Source organism: Veillonella caviae, assembly GCF_003992125.1.
In the GTDB taxonomy this organism is placed as follows: Bacteria; Bacillota; Negativicutes; order Veillonellales; family Veillonellaceae; genus Veillonella; species Veillonella caviae.
The window spans coordinates 107,608-125,051 of record NZ_RQUY01000001.1; the positions used below are offsets into that span (position 1 = coordinate 107,608).

Below are 17,444 nucleotides of genomic sequence, written 5' to 3' on the forward strand. Positions count from 1 at the left end.
ATGAAAAAGACGATTATATTCGACTTAGATGGAACATTAACAGATTCTCAAGAAGGTATTTTAAAAAGCATTGAATTTGCTTTAAACCATTTTGGTTATGAAGTACCATCTTATGATACATTGTTATTGTTTTTAGGACCACCTATTGTAGATTCTTTGCAAGAACACTGTAGTATGACATTAGAGCAGGCAGAAGAAGTTTACAAAAAATTTGGCGAACGATATGGTACAATCGGTAAATTCGAGAATAAACTGTATCCCAATATAGTCGATTTACTAGGTAAAGTTAAATCTGAACAATATACCGTGGCATTGGCAACGGCAAAACCAGAGGTGTACGCAAAAGAAATTTTGGAATATTTTTCTATTTCTGACTATTTTGATGTTGTTGTTGGTGCTAATTATCAAGAAGACCTCATGCATAAGAAGGATATTCTTCAAAAGGCTATTGAGCTTTGTGGTAATCCTTTAACTGATGGCAATGGCCGGCGCCTTATCTACATGGTGGGAGATAGAAAATACGATGTAGAATCTGCTAATGAGTTAGGTTGTATATCCATTGGTGTCACTTATGGATATGGTACAGAGCGCGAATTAAATGAAGCGAATGCAGAATATCTCTGCGATGATGCTGACGATATCGTGATGACCCTCGATTTAGAGGAAATGATGGTTCGTAGATAAGTAAAGTATACTGATGCTATAAAAAGCGCCAATCATGTTATGAATGAACATGATTGGCGCTTTTGTGTTATCATTTTTTTAGTCCGCTTTTCTTAGCTAAAGAGCTAATCACCTTAGCAGATTGGTTTTTTAATTTGCCACCAGTTTGTTTTAATTGAATACGCGTACGAGATACACGGCCTAAAGTGGTAATTTTTGTTTTACGACGAGGTTTCATATCTCGCTCATTGCCAAAGTCGCCACGTTGTACGCTAGTAGCTTTTACCTTTTCTGCACCAAAGGAGTGGCGAAGGCATTTCATTAATACTGTAAAAGGTATATCGCGTTCAAAGGAATAGCAATCGATAGCTACATAGCCTAGTGATGGATAGGCATGTAAGGTAAAGTGGAAATGATGGGCGATAGCAATGATGTTGATTTCATCATCTAATACTTGGCAACTGATTTCGTCTACCGCTAAATTAGCATCATCAAAAGCACTTGTTACGCTTTCTTGTATAGCTGTTGTAGAGGTAATTATTTCATCATCACAAGAATATAAGTCGATTAATAATTGTTGTCCTAATGCATTTGCCATTGTCGCACCTTCCTTCATATACGGTAAATATCTTTTATATTATACATTGATTTATTAGTTTCGTCCATTTATAACAAATTTGTATTTTTTTAACTCTGGTATGCTCAATAAAAGTCTAACTATAAAACATTTGACCTTTATGTTGACATTGGTCAAATAGTCAAATATAATAAAGTAAATGCTAAAAGGCAAAAAGACAAAGAGGTGTTAATTATGAGTATGATTGCAGATAAAATAGAAAAATTTATTTTAGATAAATTGATGGAAGAACAAGAGCGTTTGATTCTAAAACGCAATGAGTTAGCAGATGAATTAAATTGTGCACCATCTCAAATTAGCTATGTATTAAGTACTCGTTTTTCCAATGAACGTGGATTTGATGTTGAATCACGACGTGGATTAGGTGGTTATATTCGGATTCAAAAACTAGCTCCTGTATCTTCGAATACGGTGCCTGCTGTTACAACTTACCGAATCTATGAAGGTCCTAATACGGTAGAACGACTCATCGATTTGCAGGATGTAGACCAATCATTATTCCAATTGTTACAAGGCGATAAAATAACTCGTAGAGAGGCACAAATGATGCATAATTCTTTTGCTACTTTAATTGAGCATGTGGATTATGAATCAAGAAATGAAGCAATTCGAAATCTATATGCATCTATGATTGAAATCTTGCGGAAGGACTGATGCTGTATGAAATGCGATCATTGTAAAGAAAATGAAGCTACCGTACATATGACAAATATTGTTAATAATAAGAAAACAGAACAACATTTATGTTCTACTTGCGCTAGTGAATTACAACAAAATGGAGGACTATCTCCTTTTAGTTCCTTTGTAAATGATATGTGGGATAATTCGTTTTTCACTAATGAATTCTTCACAAATATGGTGTATCCAAATCACTTGCTCCAAGTACAGAATCAACAACGATGTCCTCATTGTGGGAATACCTTTGAAGATTTTAATCGTTTTGGTCGCTTTGGTTGTGCTCATTGTTACGATACCTTTGAAGATCAAATTGAATCCTTAGTACAACGAATTCAAGGTAGTTCAAACTATGAAGGTAAGGCGCCTAGTAAGAGCAGTAATATATTTAAGGCACAGTATGAAATTAAGCAATTGCGCCATCAATTAGAATTGGCCATTCAAGAGGAGCAATTTGAAGAAGCTGCTACATTGAGGGACAAGATTAAGGAATTAGAGCTTATTATCAATAATTCCAAAGATTGAGGAGGGTGATTATGTTAAATCATATATTAGATGCACCTCTCAGTGATTGGTTAGAAACAAATGACTCTGATGGTGAACACATAGTTATATCTAGTCGTATTCGGTTAGCCAGAAATTTCGATGGGCTTTTATTTACAAATAAACAAGATGAATCTTCTTTGCAACAGGTTGATAGTATTGCTAGAGGGCTTGTTAGTACTTTATCCAAGGTAGATAATCGAAATTATTTTAGTATTAGCCTTGATAAATTATCTGATACGGAACGTGCTATTCTGGTTGAAAAACATTTGATTAGCCCCGCTATGGCAGAAAAATTACCCTATCGCAGTTTACTCATTGCTGATGATGCATCGGTGGCTATTATGGTGAGTGAAGAGGATCATCTTCGCATTCAAGCTATGGAACCAGGACTTAGATTAATAGATGCTTTCAATCATGCTAATCGTATTGATGATGCCATTGAAAGTAAACACACCTACGCATTCCATTCTAAGTTTGGATATTTAACAGCGTGCCCTACTAATGTAGGTACTGGCATGCGTGCTTCGGTTATGCTTCATTTGCCTGCCTTGGCTATTACAGGGCGGATAAATCGACTTGTTAGAAGCATTGTCCAACTAGGATATTCTGTGCGCGGTTTATATGGAGAAGGTTCTGAAGCATTAGGGCATATATATCAAATCTCCAATCAGCGTACTTTAGGTGCTTCTGAACTAGATACGATTGAACAATTAGAAAAAATTGTAGAAGGTATTATTGCAGAAGAGCGAAAATGTAGACAAATATTGTTACATAATGATAAGGCTAGTTTAGAAAATCGAGTTTGGCGTTCCTATGGTGTATTGCAATATGCTCGACTTATAAATGGCCAAGAGGCATTGGAAAAAATAAGCGATGTTCAATTGGGAATAGATTTAGATATATTGCCTATATGGGAACATACTAGTTTTAATGAATTAGTGTCTATTACAAGACCTAATTTTTTACATAAATATATGGGCCGTGACAATGTTACTTCTAATGAACGAGATGCGTATCGCGCTACAGTTATTAGACAGAAATTGGGAGATCGACCTATAGAGTGAGATATATTTAATAGGAGCAACTTTTGTTTGCTTACGAGGTATACAGTATGATGCAACGATTTACAGACGATGCGCAGCGTGTATTATCTTTGGCTCAAGATGCAGCTTTGGAGCTTGGTCATGACTATGTAGGAACGGAACATATTCTCATTGGTTTGATAAAGGTAAAACAAGGCGTTGCGGCAAAAGCGTTACAAGAATTAGATATTAATACAGATGATATAATAGAAGATGTTATACAAGCTGTTGGAAAAGGAAATAAAAAATCTAGTTCCGTATATATGACACCACGGGTGAAACATGTATTAGAATTAGCTGTAGAAGTAGCGAACCGCATGAATCATAATTATGTAGGTACTGAACATATATTATTAGGTCTCTTGAGTGATGGTGGCGGTGTAGCTGTTGGATTATTGCGAAATCGAAATATTCGCAATAATGATATAGTAGATATTATTCGTAATTTACTAGGTTCATCTAATGAAGGCAACGCTGCTGGTGCTAATCAAAAGCAACAAAATAGTGATTTAGGTGAATTAGCTGATTTTTGCACTGATTTAAATGAATTGGCTAAACAAGGAAAAATTGATCCCGTTATTGGACGGGAAAATGAAATTACACGTGTTATTCAAATTTTGAGTCGCCGTACAAAAAACAATCCAGTTCTTATAGGTGAACCAGGGGTTGGTAAAACGGCTATTGCAGAAGGATTAGCTCAACGTATTGTGGATGGTAATGTACCTGAGGTTTTAAGAAATAAACGAATTATTTCGTTAAGTCTTGGTGCTATGTTAGCCGGTGCTAAATATCGTGGTGAATTTGAAGAAAGGTTAAAAAAAGCCATTGATGAGGTACAAGCACACGATGATATGATTATATTTATCGATGAAATTCATACATTAGTTGGTACGGGTGCTAGTGAAGGTGCTATGGATGCAGCGAATATTTTAAAACCTTCTTTAGCTAGAGGTGAATTTCAAGTGATAGGTGCCACTACTCTTGATGAATATAAGAAATATATCGAAAAAGATGCAGCCTTGGAAAGGCGGTTTCAACCTGTACAAGTAGGGGAACCAACAGAAGAGGATGCATTAGAAATTTTGAGAGGCTTACGCGATAGATATGAAGCATTCCATAAAGCTAAAATTACTGATGAAGCTTTAGAAGCTGCTATAACATTATCTAGTCGATATATTACGGATCGCTTTTTGCCGGATAAAGCTATTGATGTGGTGGATGAAGCGGCATCTAAAGTGCGTATGAAGGTATTTTCTGCTGCGCCTGATGTAAAAGTGTTAGAATCAGAACTCAGCAAAGTTCGTAAGGAAAAAGAATCGGCTGTAACAGCACAAGATTTTGAAAAGGCCGCAAAAATGCGTGACGAAGAGCAACGCATAGAAAAGGAAATTTCTCAGAAAAAGGAGTCGGCTACAGAAAAGAGTGATGCGCAATTAATTGTTACAGAAGATGATATTGCATCTGTAGTGGCTCAGTGGACAGGAATACCGGTATCGAAAATCGCTCAAGAAGAATCAGAATCTTTACTTCATTTAGAAGAAGAGCTTCATAAACGAGTAGTTGGTCAAGATGATGCCGTTGTAGCCGTATCTAAGGCTGTACGTCGTGCACGGGCAGGGCTGAAAGACCCTAAACGCCCAATAGGTTCTTTCCTATTTTTAGGGCCTACAGGGGTGGGGAAAACCGAACTTGCTCGTGCATTAGCTGGCACATTATTTGGTGATGAATCTGCTATGATTCGCCTCGATATGTCGGAATATATGGAGAAACATACCGTATCTCGACTTGTAGGGGCTCCTCCAGGATATGTGGGTTATGAAGAGGGCGGCCAATTAACAGATGCTGTTCGCCGCAAACCATATAGCGTTATCTTGTTAGATGAAGTAGAGAAGGCCCATGCAGATTTCTTTAATATTTTATTACAAGTCTTAGATGATGGTCGATTAACAGATAGCCAAGGTCGTACTGTAGATTTTAGAAATACAGTTATCATCATGACAAGTAATTTAGGGGCAAAAGCGTTACAAAAAAGCGCGCCTGCACTTGGTTTCTTAGCTGCGAAAAAAGCTGATGCATCGTTAGATTATAATGGGGAGGTGGGTTTTAAAGAAGCTAAGAAATCTGTGATGGATGCAGTGAAACGTCATTTCCGCCCTGAATTTTTAAACCGTATTGACGAGATGATTGTATTCCACAGTTTAACATCATCTGATTTGCAACAAATCGTTGCTATTTTGATGAAAGATGTTATTAATCGCCTTGGCGATATGGGATTAACCCTTGAAATCACAGATGATGCAATGGATATTCTCGTAAAGGAAGGTTCGGATTTTGCAATGGGAGCTCGTCCATTGAAACGTGCTATTCAACGTTATATTGAAGATGCTATATCAGATTTGATTCTTCAAGGTAATGCACCATCTGGTTCCACACTCATAGCAGATGGGAAGGAACACCAAATTATTGTTTTTGTAAGGAAATAAAGGTAATGGTGTTTTAATTGTTCTTACAAGCTTTCATATAAAATCTATAGCCAAAATGGTATACTATTAATGGTAATAGTTGACCAAAGTTATATTATGCAAAATAAGGTCATGAATGGTTATCATTCATGACCTTTTTATCACTATACGAGGAGCGAATGGCAAAAGTTAAATCAGTATTCTTCTGTCAAAATTGTGGAGCCGAATCTGCTAAATGGATGGGGAAATGTCCACAATGTGGAGAGTGGAATACCTTAGTAGAAGAAATCATAAAGGAAACAAAACATAGCCGAACTCCGACTAAGCGCGGTGTAGGACATTCGGATAACAAGCCCATAGCTTTACCCAATATAGAAATTTCCTCTATTGCACGTATCCCTACGGGATTTAAAGAAATTGATCGTGTACTAGGAGGGGGAATAGTGCCAGGCGCACTTATGTTATTAGGTGGTGATCCAGGAATTGGTAAATCTACATTGTTATTACAAGTATCTCACAAGGTAGCCATTGGGGTAGGCGATGTATTGTATGCATCTGGTGAAGAATCTCAACTACAACTGAAACTGAGGGCGGAGAGATTAGACATTAATAGTGAACGTCTTCATGTTATTGCTGATACTGATTTAGATCATATTTTAGAAGAAGCACTTGAACAAAAGCCTGCTCTTATGATTATTGATTCTATACAAACTATGTATACTGGCGATATTGAAGGTGCTCCTGGTAGTGTTAGCCAAGTGCGAGAATGTACGTCTCGCTTATTGAGATTCTGCAAAGAACAAAATATACCAACCATCATCATTGGACATGTTACGAAGGAAGGTAATATTGCAGGCCCTCGTATGCTTGAACATATGGTTGACGTAGTCCTCTATTTTGAAGGTGAACGTTCCTATCAATTTCGTATTTTGCGCTCTATTAAAAACCGATTTGGATCCACCTCTGAAACTGGTATATTTGCCATGGTAGAAGAAGGATTGACGGAACTAGCAAACCCATCGGCTTCACTATTAGCTGAGCGATCTGATGAGGAAAGCGGTAGTGCTGTTATGATTTATCTAGAAGGGGTGCGGCCTATTCTCGTAGAGGTACAAAGTCTTGTTACATCTACTGCCTTTGGTATGCCTAGGCGGACTGCAATAGGTTATGATTTAAATCGTTTAATTGTACTACTTGCGGTGCTTGAAAAACGATGTGGATTTACATTAGGTAATAAAGATGTGTACGTCAATGTTATTGGTGGGCTCAAGGTGAATGAACCAGCCTGTGATTTGTCTATGGCGGTAGCTATCGTATCAAGTTTAAAAAATCGCGTTGTTCCCAATGATATGATTATCTTAGGTGAAGTTGGTCTTACTGGCAATGTACGCAGTATTCCGCGCATTGAACAACGTATAAGTGAAGCTAAAAAACTAGGATTTACAAAATTTATTATTCCCGAAGGCAATGTAAAACAATTAAAGAAAACTGATGATACGATTCAAATTCGAGGTGTAACATCTATCGCACAAGCTATGCAACTAGTTTTTAATTAATACAGCATGTATATAGGAGGTGTTGCCATGCTATATCGTATTTTAAGGTATGTAATTGCCCTGTTAGTGGGGACTGCTGCTTATGTAGGGATGGATAGTCTAGCACCTATCATCGATCCTTACTTAGTATCGCAGTTTGCTGATTTAAGTGAAATGAGTCTTACTATTGCACGTATCAGCGTTGTTGTGGTGGGCACTGTTCTTGGTGCCATTGTTGGTTATTTAATATCTTCTTTTTTGTTGCAACAAGGTTTAGTTGTAGCAAAGCGTTTGGAACGCGTATTGACACATATTCCGAATCAAGAATTAATTGCTGGTACTATTGGTTTATTATTTGGTCTTATTATTGCAAATTTGATTGGGCTAGCATTTAATCAGATTCCTATTATTGGTCCATACATACCTATCATTTTGAGTGCTATATTTGGCTATAGCGGACTTCGTTTAATGGCCCGTAAAGGTCCTGAAATGTACGGTACCTACATGAAGCAATGGGGGGCTGGTGATGTATCAGGTAGCAAAAAATCTCGTAGTTTTAAGGTGTTTGGTAATTCCAAATCATCAGAGCCTGAAAGTAGCCACAAATTATTAGATACATCTGTTATCATCGATGGTCGAATTAAAGAATTGTGTGCCACTGGGTTTATTGACGGTACATTAGTTGTGCCAGTATTTGTGCTCAATGAATTACAAATTGTTTCTGATTCAGTGGATAGTACAAAACGCAATCGTGGTCGTAGAGGCCTTGATATCTTGAAAGAGATGCAAGATGCAAACCTTGTACCTATTGAAATCGTAGAAGATGATTACGATGATTTACAAGAGGTAGATTCTAAATTAATGCGATTAGCATTGGAGAAAAATTGGAAATTGATGACCAATGATTATAATCTCAACAAAGTCGCTAAGCTACAAGGCATACAAGTACTTAATCTCAATGAATTAGCCAATGTATTGAAACCGGCCCTTATTGCTGGTGAATGGATTCATGTTCAAGTAATGAAAGAAGGTAAAGAAATAGAGCAAGGTGTAGCTTATTTAGATGATGGTACTATGATTGTTGTAGAAGATGGTCGTCCTTATGTAGGTCAAGATGTTGAGGTTATGGTTACCTCTATTTTGCAAACTAGTGCAGGGCGTATGATTTTTGCTCGTGTAGACGGAGGGAAAGTATGAGCCATGTAAGTTGCATAGTCCTTGCTGCTGGAGCTGGACGTCGTATGGGGTTAGATGATAACAAAATTTTCTTGCCCTTAGGCCCTAAGTCTATTATTCAATGGACTTTGACACATATTGATTCTGTACCTGATATTGATGATATTATTCTTGTGGTAGCAGATGGTGAAGAAAAACGGATGATGGATCATATTGAACCATTGCATTTAACAACACCTATCCGCATTGTAGTAGGTGGTGCAGAACGTCAGAATTCTGTGTATAATGGATTACAATTTGTGAACAATAATAATGATATTGTTCTCGTTCACGATGGGGCACGTCCTATTGCTAATAGAAATGTATTTCAAACTGTCATTGATGGCGCTCGTCAATATGGTGCTGTTACTGTAGGGGTGCCATCTACAGATACTATTAAACGGGCTGATATAAATGGCAAGGTACTAGAAACATTAAATCGTAGTGAGTTGATGAATATTCAGACGCCCCAAGGCTTTCACAAAGATGTATTTATAAAAGCTCATGACAAAGCATTAGCTAGTGATTATAGAGGAACTGATGACGTATCTCTTGTGGAATTCATAGGTGAATCTGTACAGATTTTACCAGGGGATTATAAGAATATTAAGGTAACAACCCCTAATGATATATCTGTAGCAAAACGATATTTAGGAATTAAGGAGCAACGTATGCGTGTCGGTTATGGTTATGATATTCATAAGTTAAAAGAAGGGCGTCCTTGTGTTTTAGGCGGTGTTCTAATCGAATCTCCTATAGGACCAGATGGCCATTCAGATGCAGATGTACTCATTCATGCTCTTATGGATGCTATGTTAGGCGCTGCAGGTTTGCGAGATATTGGATACTATTTCCCACCAGAAGATGATGCATACAAAGGTATTTCTAGCATGATTTTATTAGAACATGTAAATTCCTTGTTGAAAGAACGAGGCTTAGAAGCCTATAATATAGATATTATGGTTATTTCGGAAACGCCAAAGTTAAAACCTTACATTGAAAAAATGAAGTCGAATATTCAATCGGTGTTGTCCATTCCATTAGACCGTATTAGTATTAAAGCAACCACTAATGAAATGCTTGGTGCTATTGGCCGTCGTGAAGGCATTGCAGCACAAGCAGTAGTTACCGTATATGAAGGAGAGGTTTTTTAGATGAGTAATATGAAAGTTCGTTTTGCCCCAAGTCCAACAGGTCCGTTTCACATTGGTGGCGCTCGTTCCGCATTGTTTAATTGGCTATTAGCACGCAAAGAGGAAGGCTCCTTTGTGCTTCGTATCGAAGATACTGACCTCGCTCGTTCTACTCGTGAAAGCGAAGAAAATATTAAAGCCTCCCTTAAATGGCTAGGTATGAATTGGGATGAAGGTGTCGATGTTGGCGGAGATAATGGTCCATACCGTCAAACAGAGCGCCTCGATTTATACAAAGAAGTAATAGAACGTTTATTAGCAGAAGATAAAGCTTATGAATGTTTCTGTACTGCTGAAGAATTAGATGCCGTTCGTCAAGAGCAAATGGATCGTGGAGAAACACCTAAATACAATGGTCACTGTAGCCATTTAACAGAAGAAGAAAAAGAAAAATACCGTGCTGAAGGCCGTAAATCTACTATTCGCTTGCGTGTGCCTTTAAATAAAACATACGCTTTTGACGATATGGTGCGCGGTCATGTGTCCTTTGAATCTAACGGGGTAGGCGATTTTGTTATCGTCAAATCTGATGGTATTCCTGTATATAACTTTGCGGTTGTTATGGACGATCATATGATGAAAATTACCCATGTTATTCGCGCGGAAGAACATTTATCTAACACACCTCGGCAAATGGCAATTTACGAAGCGTTAGGATGGAATATCCCTATATTTGGGCATATTTCCTTGATTCTTGGTAAAGATTACAAAAAGATGTCCAAACGACATGGCGCTACATCTGTAGAGCAATATAAACAATTAGGTTATTTACCAGAAGCATTAGTTAACTTTTTGGCACTTCTTGGTTGGGCGCCAGAAGGGGAAGAAGAATTCTTCACCCAAGAGGAATTGATTCAAGCCTTCTCAATGGACAGAGTTGCTAAAAACCCTGCTGTATTCGACATTGATAAATTAAATCATATCAATTTTCACTATATGAAACAGTTGAGTGATGAAGAAATTTTCCATCTTTGCTTGCCACATTTGAAAGAAGTGGGGCTTGTACCAGATAGTATGAATCAAGCTGATATTGATTGGTTAACATTGTTATGTACTACATTCCGTGATCATATTAGCTTTGGTGCTCAAATCAAGGATCATGTAGGTTTATTCTTAGGCGATACTGTATTCCTTGAAGAAGGGCATGAAGAAGAACTTAAATCTGTTCTTAGCGAAGTGACCGTACCAACTGTTCTTAAAGCATTTAAAAACCAATTGGTGGCAATGGAAGAAGTAACACCAGAAAACGTAAAAGCTGCTATCAAAGCTGTAATGAAAGAAACATCCTTAAAAGGTAAATTTGTATTCATGCCAATCCGTGTTGCCTTAACAGGACAAATGCATGGACCTGATTTGAATAACATCGTTACATTACTTGGTAAAGAGGCATGCGTACATCGTTTAGATACCTATGCTAATCTAATTAAATAAGTATTTTCACTATAAGCTATTTATTATGATTATTCGTAAATAGGATAATCATAGTAGATCTAGTGCATAAAAGAGACTCTTGCTACAAATGAGTAGCAAGAGTCTTTATTGTACTGGGGTTTTATAAGTGTTATAATGTATGCCGTATTTATATTTTATTATTCTATAGAAAGAGAGTGTTTTGATGAGTATCATATACGACATTAATCGCGTATTTAATGGTTATCTATCTTGGATTGTGTTATTAACAGCGGTTGTAGCGTATTTATTACCAAATTTCTTTGCTTGGCTTACGCCCTATATCGCGTATTTATTACAATTCGTTATGTTTACTATGGGATTAACATTGACGGCACAAGTATTTATAGATGTTTTTAAACAACCTATAAAGGTATTGTTGGTTTCAGTGATTCAATTCTTATGGATGCCACTAGCAGGCTTCTTTGTGGCTGTAGGGTTTAATTTTCCTCCAGAAATCGGTATTGGTTTTATTTTATTAGGTGCCTGCCCAGGTGGCACTGCGTCGAATGTAATGACATTCTTGGCTAATGGTAATGTACCACTTTCCGTTTCTGCTACCACTGTATCTACATTGTTGGCACCATTATTGACACCTTTATTTGTAGTGCTTTACGCTGGTGCAACATCATCTATACACATTGAATTTATGCCAATGTTCATTTCTATCATTAAAATTGTTTTAGTTCCAATTATTTTGGGGATTGTCATTAATTATTTTGTAGGTACTAAAATCGAGTCTGTGAAAGTTGTGTGCCCCACTATTGCAGCAATTGCAGTATTGGTAATTATCATGGCTGTTACAGCCGCTACAAAAGACAGCATTCAAGCAAGTGGCCCGATTATTTTCTTAGCCTGCTTATTGCAAAATATAAGTGGCTATATTGTAACCTATGGTATATGCAAATTATTCCGTATTGATATTGCGTCCCGCCGTGCTATGCAAATCGAAGTGGCTATGCAAAATTCGGCATTGGCGACTACCTTGGCAAAGGCACATTTTACACCACAAGCGGCTGTAGCGGGTGCTGTATTCTCTATTATTCATAATTTTACTGGCTCTATTTTTGCTGGTTTTTGTCGTAAAAATGACGAGAAATCAAAAGCTGAAAATGTCTAATAAAATTATTAACTGAGTTTATAAATTGAAAAACATAAATTATACTTAGTTATATCATATGGTTAGTATATTCTGTATGATAAGGCAATCCATTATTAAATTTAATATGATGATATAAAGAGAGTATGTAATCTGTAAGTCCTGTAAAATAAGGATTTATGAGGGGGGCAACTCTCTTTTTCTCATTGACATTAATGAGAGTAATTGATAGAATTAATGTATTATTAAATATGGAAGACACTAATAGCTGAGACTGAAATAAGTACTTTATAACTAGCTTTCTAGCGAGAACCGATGGTGGAAGGGTTCAGGTATAGATAAAGGAAATGCATTCACGAGCTGGCACTCCGATTATAGGTAGGTTTGTCCGGTTACGCGCCGTTATGCGTTGAGTGGGTATCAGTTGATACTTAACAGAGTGGAACCGCGGACCATCGTCTCTGTATGAGATGAGAGGTCTTTTTTATTTTTATATATGGAGGCATCGGTAACGATGAGAGAAATTACAGTTTTTAATACAATGACACGTCAAAAAGAGCCTTTTGTACCTGTTACACCAGGGGAGGCTAAAATGTACGTGTGTGGTGTTACACCATATAATCATCCGCATATTGGTAATGCTCGTCCTTTCGTAACGTGGGATGTTATTCGTCGTTATATGAAACACGTAGGTTACAAAGTGACGTATGTACAAAACTTTACAGATGTAGATGATAAAATTATCAATACATCTAATGGTGAAGGTATAGCTTGGGATGAAGTTGCTAATCGCTACATCGATAGCTATTTTGAAGTGATGGATGCTCTTGGCGTTGAACGTGCGGATATTTACCCTCGCGTATCGACTCATATTCCAGATATTATTGCTATGATTTCTACGCTTATTGAAAAAGGTTATGCTTATGAACTCGATGGCGATGTATATTACAGCGTTGAAAAATTTGATCGCTATGGTGAATTGTCTGGCCGCACATTAGACGATATGGAAGCAGGCGCTCGTATCGAAGTAGATGGTCGTAAGAAGAACCCAATGGACTTCGCGCTTTGGAAATCTGCAAAACCAGGTGAACCATATTGGGAAAGTCCTTGGGGGAATGGTCGCCCTGGTTGGCATATCGAATGCTCTGCTATGAGTCAAAAATATTTAGGTGCTGAATTTGATTTTCACGGTGGCGGTAGTGATTTGATTTTCCCTCATCACGAAAATGAAATCGCTCAATCTGAAGGCTGTTCGGGTCAACATCCATCAGTAAAATATTGGTTGCATAATGGCTTCATCACTATTAATTCTGAGAAAATGTCTAAATCATTGAATAATTTTTTCTTGGTAAAAGACATTTTAGAACAATATAGTCCAGATGCATTGCGCTACTTCTTATTGAGCACTCATTATCGTAGCCCATTAGATTTTTCTGATGAAAGATTGGAAGAGGCTAATAAATCTTTGGAGCGTTTGAATACAGCTATCGAAAATCTCTTGTATTTAGAAAAATGTGAATCTGGTTCTTGTGAGGAAGCAGAACATTTATTAGAAGAAGCTAAAAAATACGAAGAAGAATTTGAAACAGCTATGAGCGATGATTTTAATACTGCTTTGGCTACATCTAGTATGTTCGGTTTAGCAAAAGAAATCAATATTTATTACCAAGCTGTAACGAGCCGTGAAGGCGTTGTGTGTCAAGATGCTATTAGCGAAGTAAAACGGATTTTTAAATTTATGACTGAAATTATCGGTGTATTAGCTAAATCTTGGGAAGGTAATGTCGCTGCAGGTGCGGTAGAATATGAGCAACTGATGGAAGTTATTCTAGCAGTACGCCAAGAATGCCGCAATCAAAAACAATGGGGCTTAGCGGATTGCATTCGCGATCGTTTAGCTGATATTGGTATTACTATTGAAGACTCTCCAACAGGAGCACGGTGGAAAAAACGTGAAATTTAAACAATTTCAATTTTTGAAAAACGAGGCTATCAAAAAATTAATATCCTTAGATGAAGAATATCGCCCTTTTGAACCGAAAATAGTATCTGAAGTGTTATCTTCAGATGCTATTATGCTAGCCTATATTGGCGATGCCGTATATTCTATGTATATTCGTCAGCGCATTGTAGATATGAATATTTCAAAGGTTCAAGTGTTACATACATTAGTGACTGAATTTGTATGTGCTAAGGCTCAATCTAAAGTATTGCAACAATTGGAAATGTCTTTTACTGATGATGAACAACATATTGCAAGACGCGGTCGCAACAGTAATGTCAATGTACCAAAGAGCAGTTCCGTAAAAGAATACCGAAATAGTACAGCCTTTGAAGCTGTACTAGGTTTTTTATACGAAACAGGGCAACAAGATAGACTCTATGAATTGATGGGCCAAGCTTATTCTATAACATTACGAGGTCTTTCAAATGGATAATTATATCGTCGGCAGAAATGCTGTCAAAGAAGCTTTGCGAGCAGGCCGTTCCATACAACGTGTTCTTGTTAGTGAAGATAAAGTTAAAACTGGTTTGGCAGATATTGTAGGATTGGCTAAATCAAAAGGCGTGGAAGTACGCCTTACGCCAGTAAAACAGTTACAGCGTTATGAAACTGATGTGCCTCACCAAGGTGTTATTGCTCTTGTAAATGCAGTAGAATTTAAAGACTTAGGAGAAGTATTACAAGAAACTACGCAAAGTGTACCTCTATTGATACTTACAGATGGTGTAGAAGATCCTCATAATATGGGGGCAATCATTCGTACCGCCGAATGTGTAGGCGCTACAGCCGTACTGATTCCTAAACGTCATAATGCGCCGATTAATGCAACTGTGGCTAAAACATCGGCTGGTGCAGTAGAACAAATTCCTTTAGTGCAAGTGGGTAATGTAACACAAACTATAAAGCAATTACAAAAACAAGGTTTTTGGGTTCTTGGTGCGCATATGGAAGGAGATCGTACATTGTACGAAGCAGATATGACTATACCAACAGTGCTTGTTATTGGCAATGAAGGTAAAGGTATAAGTCGTGTAGTGAAAGAGGCTTGTGATTTTTTAGTAACTATCCCTATGTATGGTAATTTAAATTCCCTTAATGCCTCTGTAGCAGCAGCGGTACTTATGTACGAAGCTGTTCGTCAGCGTGCTACCAAAGGGTAAAAGAAGGTGGATTATGCTGAAGGACATCTTAATTGTAGATGGGTATAATGTTATCTTTGCATGGGCACATTTGAAGAAAATCGCCAATGAATCGTTAGAACATGCACGCATGGAATTGCGGAATCAACTGCTTAATTATGGGAAATTTAAAGGTTATGAAGTAATTCTCGTATTCGATGGAAAATATACAAAAGATGCGGCCAGTATTGAATCCATTGCAAGAGGTTTTATTGAAGTTTATACAGATGATGGAGAAACGGCAGATGCTTTCATAGAACGGGAAGTATTTTTGCGTAAAGGCAAATATACTAACGTGTATGTGGTCACATCGGATGGAGCAGAACAAAACCAAATCCTTGGTTCTGGCGGTCTCCGTATACCTGCTAGGGAATTACAAAACGATATGAACATTGCAAAGCAAGAAGAACGTTTACAATATACTCATAAACATCATCGAGACCAAGTGGTTCTTAGCCGCAACGAAGTGTATGATCATCTCAGTCCAGATATAGCGGAAAAATTAGATGCCTTACGCAAAGGTAAGTAATATAGAAGCGTGGATGAGTATATTAATAGGTAAAATATACAATCTAGTGAATTTTATTTTCCCTAGTCGAACCTTATGATAGAATACCCTTTTGTCTTATATGTTGCGGAACTTAGTTAATTCATATATAATGAAATATATTGGTATTTCTACAATATGATTGTAAGGAGGACCTATGAAGCAGATTCATACGTACCAGTCCGATTACAATTTCAAAGAAATGACCGATGAGCAAGTTGTGGTCATTGCTCAAGAAGAGCAGAATGAGTTTGCAATCGACTATATAGTCAACAAATATAAGAACTTTGTTCGTGCTAAAGCACGTACATATTTTTTAGTTGGTGCGGACCGAGACGATATTATTCAAGAAGGAATGATTGGTCTCTATAAGGCGACACGTGATTTTAAAAATGATAAACTCACGTCTTTTAGGGCCTTTGCTGAATTATGCATTACTAGGCAAATTATAACGGCCATTAAATCTGCAACGAGACAGAAACATGCACCACTTAATTCGTATATTTCGTTAAATAAACCAGTCTATACTGATGAATCGGAACGGACACTGATTGAAATGTTATCGTCAGCGTGCGTTACTAATCCAGAGGAATTAATTATTAGCCGAGAAGAATTGGATGATATAGAACGTAGTATTGGTTACATTCTCAGCGATTTAGAATGGGAAGTGTTGGAAGGCTATTTAGATGGCAAATCCTATCAGGAAATGGCTGCTGGCACCAATCGTAGTGTAAAATCTATTGATAATGCATTACAAAGGGTCAAACGTAAATTAGAGAAGTTTTTAGAGCACCGTGTACTCGGTGTTTCGATACAGGAAGGATGAACATCGTGACAAATTTTTTAATGGTTCTAGAAATCATTGTATCCGTTTTATTAATTGTGGTAGTAGTAGCTCAAAACAGTAAATCTTCTGGTATGGGTGGTTCTGTTTCTGGCGCTGCCGATTCTACATTTGGCGGTAAGGAACGCGGTTTAGACGGATTTTTGTCTAGATGTACAGTTATATTAGGGATTATCTTTGCTGTGTTGAGTTTAGTACTAGGGGCAATGATTAACCAATTTTAATGATGAAAGCCTGCCTAGCAGGCTTTTTATTTTTATATGTTCATAATAGTAATTATCATACATAGTATTGATAATTATAGTTATTTAGCT

At 37.3% G+C, this 17,444-nt stretch carries 17 protein-coding genes and 1 other annotated feature; of the genes, 16 read left to right on the forward strand and 1 reads right to left on the reverse strand.

Features of this window, described 5'->3' with window-relative positions:
- Positions 1 to 684, forward strand: a complete 684-nt coding sequence (locus tag EO120_RS00570) for an HAD hydrolase-like protein (protein WP_127133563.1) — start codon at positions 1 to 3, stop codon at positions 682 to 684.
- A 70-nt stretch (positions 685 to 754) separates the two neighbouring features.
- Here the strand turns inward: EO120_RS00570 and EO120_RS00575 are convergent, their stop codons facing one another.
- Complete coding sequence (locus tag EO120_RS00575; protein ID WP_127133564.1) at positions 755 to 1,261, reverse strand: S-adenosylmethionine decarboxylase family protein; 507 nt, start codon at positions 1,259 to 1,261, stop codon at positions 755 to 757.
- A gap of 213 nt (positions 1,262 to 1,474) precedes the next feature.
- Between EO120_RS00575 and EO120_RS00580 the strand changes: the two genes are divergently transcribed.
- The 15 genes from EO120_RS00580 to secG all read left to right on the forward strand — a co-directional run bounded on the left by EO120_RS00580 (position 1,475) and on the right by secG (position 17,354).
- The gene (locus EO120_RS00580) at positions 1,475 to 1,954 is read left to right on the forward strand and encodes a CtsR family transcriptional regulator (RefSeq protein WP_127133565.1); all 480 of its coding nucleotides are present in this window, start codon (positions 1,475 to 1,477) and stop codon (positions 1,952 to 1,954) included.
- A gap of 6 nt (positions 1,955 to 1,960) precedes the next feature.
- Positions 1,961 to 2,500, forward strand: coding sequence for a UvrB/UvrC motif-containing protein (locus EO120_RS00585; RefSeq protein WP_127133566.1), 540 nt, complete (start codon positions 1,961 to 1,963; stop codon positions 2,498 to 2,500).
- Between the two features lie 11 nt (positions 2,501 to 2,511).
- Positions 2,512 to 3,585 (forward strand): protein arginine kinase, encoded by a 1,074-nt coding sequence (locus EO120_RS00590; protein WP_127133567.1) that lies wholly within the window; start codon positions 2,512 to 2,514, stop codon positions 3,583 to 3,585.
- Between the two features lie 47 nt (positions 3,586 to 3,632).
- Positions 3,633 to 6,086 carry an ATP-dependent Clp protease ATP-binding subunit gene (locus EO120_RS00595; protein ID WP_127133568.1) on the forward strand — a complete coding sequence of 818 codons (2,454 nt, stop codon included), beginning with the start codon at positions 3,633 to 3,635 and terminating at the stop codon, positions 6,084 to 6,086.
- 158 nt (positions 6,087 to 6,244) lie between these two features.
- Positions 6,245 to 7,621: a DNA repair protein RadA gene (gene radA / locus EO120_RS00600; RefSeq protein WP_127133569.1), complete on the forward strand. Its 1,377-nt coding sequence runs from the start codon at positions 6,245 to 6,247 to the stop codon at positions 7,619 to 7,621.
- A 27-nt stretch (positions 7,622 to 7,648) separates the two neighbouring features.
- Entirely contained in the window at positions 7,649 to 8,797 is a 1,149-nt protein-coding gene (locus EO120_RS00605; RefSeq protein WP_127133570.1) for a PIN/TRAM domain-containing protein, read from the forward strand.
- Entirely contained in the window at positions 8,794 to 9,969 is a 1,176-nt protein-coding gene (ispD, locus tag EO120_RS00610) for a 2-C-methyl-D-erythritol 4-phosphate cytidylyltransferase (RefSeq protein WP_127133571.1), read from the forward strand. Before EO120_RS00605 ends, ispD begins: the two co-directional genes overlap by 4 nt.
- On the forward strand, positions 9,970 to 11,439 hold the full coding sequence (gene gltX, locus EO120_RS00615; RefSeq protein WP_206512451.1) for a glutamate--tRNA ligase: 1,470 nt from the start codon (positions 9,970 to 9,972) through the stop codon (positions 11,437 to 11,439).
- A gap of 184 nt (positions 11,440 to 11,623) precedes the next feature.
- The gene (locus tag EO120_RS00620; RefSeq protein WP_127133572.1) at positions 11,624 to 12,577 is read left to right on the forward strand and encodes a bile acid:sodium symporter family protein; all 954 of its coding nucleotides are present in this window, start codon (positions 11,624 to 11,626) and stop codon (positions 12,575 to 12,577) included.
- A 240-nt stretch (positions 12,578 to 12,817) separates the two neighbouring features.
- Positions 12,818 to 13,022: a binding site (T-box leader), on the forward strand.
- Positions 13,023 to 13,070: 48 nt separating this feature from the next.
- Positions 13,071 to 14,519: a cysteine--tRNA ligase gene (gene cysS, locus EO120_RS00625; RefSeq protein WP_127133573.1), complete on the forward strand. Its 1,449-nt coding sequence runs from the start codon at positions 13,071 to 13,073 to the stop codon at positions 14,517 to 14,519.
- Complete coding sequence (locus EO120_RS00630; RefSeq protein ID WP_127133574.1) at positions 14,509 to 14,994, forward strand: Mini-ribonuclease 3; 486 nt, start codon at positions 14,509 to 14,511, stop codon at positions 14,992 to 14,994. The genes cysS and EO120_RS00630 overlap by 11 nt, the downstream gene beginning before the upstream one ends.
- Complete coding sequence (gene rlmB / locus EO120_RS00635; protein WP_127133575.1) at positions 14,987 to 15,721, forward strand: 23S rRNA (guanosine(2251)-2'-O)-methyltransferase RlmB; 735 nt, start codon at positions 14,987 to 14,989, stop codon at positions 15,719 to 15,721. The genes EO120_RS00630 and rlmB overlap by 8 nt, the downstream gene beginning before the upstream one ends.
- A 13-nt stretch (positions 15,722 to 15,734) precedes the next feature.
- Positions 15,735 to 16,268, forward strand: coding sequence for an NYN domain-containing protein (locus EO120_RS00640; RefSeq protein ID WP_127133576.1), 534 nt, complete (start codon positions 15,735 to 15,737; stop codon positions 16,266 to 16,268).
- A 175-nt stretch (positions 16,269 to 16,443) separates the two neighbouring features.
- Positions 16,444 to 17,112, forward strand: coding sequence for an RNA polymerase sporulation sigma factor SigH (sigH, locus tag EO120_RS00645; protein ID WP_127133577.1), 669 nt, complete (start codon positions 16,444 to 16,446; stop codon positions 17,110 to 17,112).
- Positions 17,109 to 17,354 carry a preprotein translocase subunit SecG gene (secG, locus tag EO120_RS00650; protein ID WP_206512452.1) on the forward strand — a complete coding sequence of 82 codons (246 nt, stop codon included), beginning with the start codon at positions 17,109 to 17,111 and terminating at the stop codon, positions 17,352 to 17,354. Before sigH ends, secG begins: the two co-directional genes overlap by 4 nt.
- The last annotated feature ends 90 nt before the right edge of the window (positions 17,355 to 17,444 follow it).

Excerpts from the sequence above, each read along its gene's own strand:
- secG (WP_206512452.1), top strand. The coding sequence starts at position 17,109 with ATGAACATCGTGACAAATTTTTTAATGGTTCTAGAAATCATTGTATCC.
- EO120_RS00605 (WP_127133570.1), top strand. The coding sequence starts at position 7,649 with ATGCTATATCGTATTTTAAGGTATGTAATTGCCCTGTTAGTGGGGACT.
- EO120_RS00590 (WP_127133567.1), top strand. The coding sequence starts at position 2,512 with ATGTTAAATCATATATTAGATGCACCTCTCAGTGATTGGTTAGAAACA.
- radA (WP_127133569.1), top strand. The coding sequence starts at position 6,245 with ATGGCAAAAGTTAAATCAGTATTCTTCTGTCAAAATTGTGGAGCCGAA.
- EO120_RS00620 (WP_127133572.1), top strand. The coding sequence starts at position 11,624 with ATGAGTATCATATACGACATTAATCGCGTATTTAATGGTTATCTATCT.
- EO120_RS00595 (WP_127133568.1), top strand. The coding sequence starts at position 3,633 with ATGATGCAACGATTTACAGACGATGCGCAGCGTGTATTATCTTTGGCT.
- EO120_RS00640 (WP_127133576.1), top strand. The coding sequence starts at position 15,735 with ATGCTGAAGGACATCTTAATTGTAGATGGGTATAATGTTATCTTTGCA.
- EO120_RS00570 (WP_127133563.1), top strand. The coding sequence starts at position 1 with ATGAAAAAGACGATTATATTCGACTTAGATGGAACATTAACAGATTCT.
- sigH (WP_127133577.1), top strand. The coding sequence starts at position 16,444 with ATGAAGCAGATTCATACGTACCAGTCCGATTACAATTTCAAAGAAATG.
- ispD (WP_127133571.1), top strand. The coding sequence starts at position 8,794 with ATGAGCCATGTAAGTTGCATAGTCCTTGCTGCTGGAGCTGGACGTCGT.
- EO120_RS00585 (WP_127133566.1), top strand. The coding sequence starts at position 1,961 with ATGAAATGCGATCATTGTAAAGAAAATGAAGCTACCGTACATATGACA.
- cysS (WP_127133573.1), top strand. The coding sequence starts at position 13,071 with ATGAGAGAAATTACAGTTTTTAATACAATGACACGTCAAAAAGAGCCT.
- EO120_RS00575 (WP_127133564.1), bottom strand. The coding sequence starts at position 1,261 with ATGGCAAATGCATTAGGACAACAATTATTAATCGACTTATATTCTTGT.
- rlmB (WP_127133575.1), top strand. The coding sequence starts at position 14,987 with ATGGATAATTATATCGTCGGCAGAAATGCTGTCAAAGAAGCTTTGCGA.
- gltX (WP_206512451.1), top strand. The coding sequence starts at position 9,970 with ATGAGTAATATGAAAGTTCGTTTTGCCCCAAGTCCAACAGGTCCGTTT.
- EO120_RS00580 (WP_127133565.1), top strand. The coding sequence starts at position 1,475 with ATGAGTATGATTGCAGATAAAATAGAAAAATTTATTTTAGATAAATTG.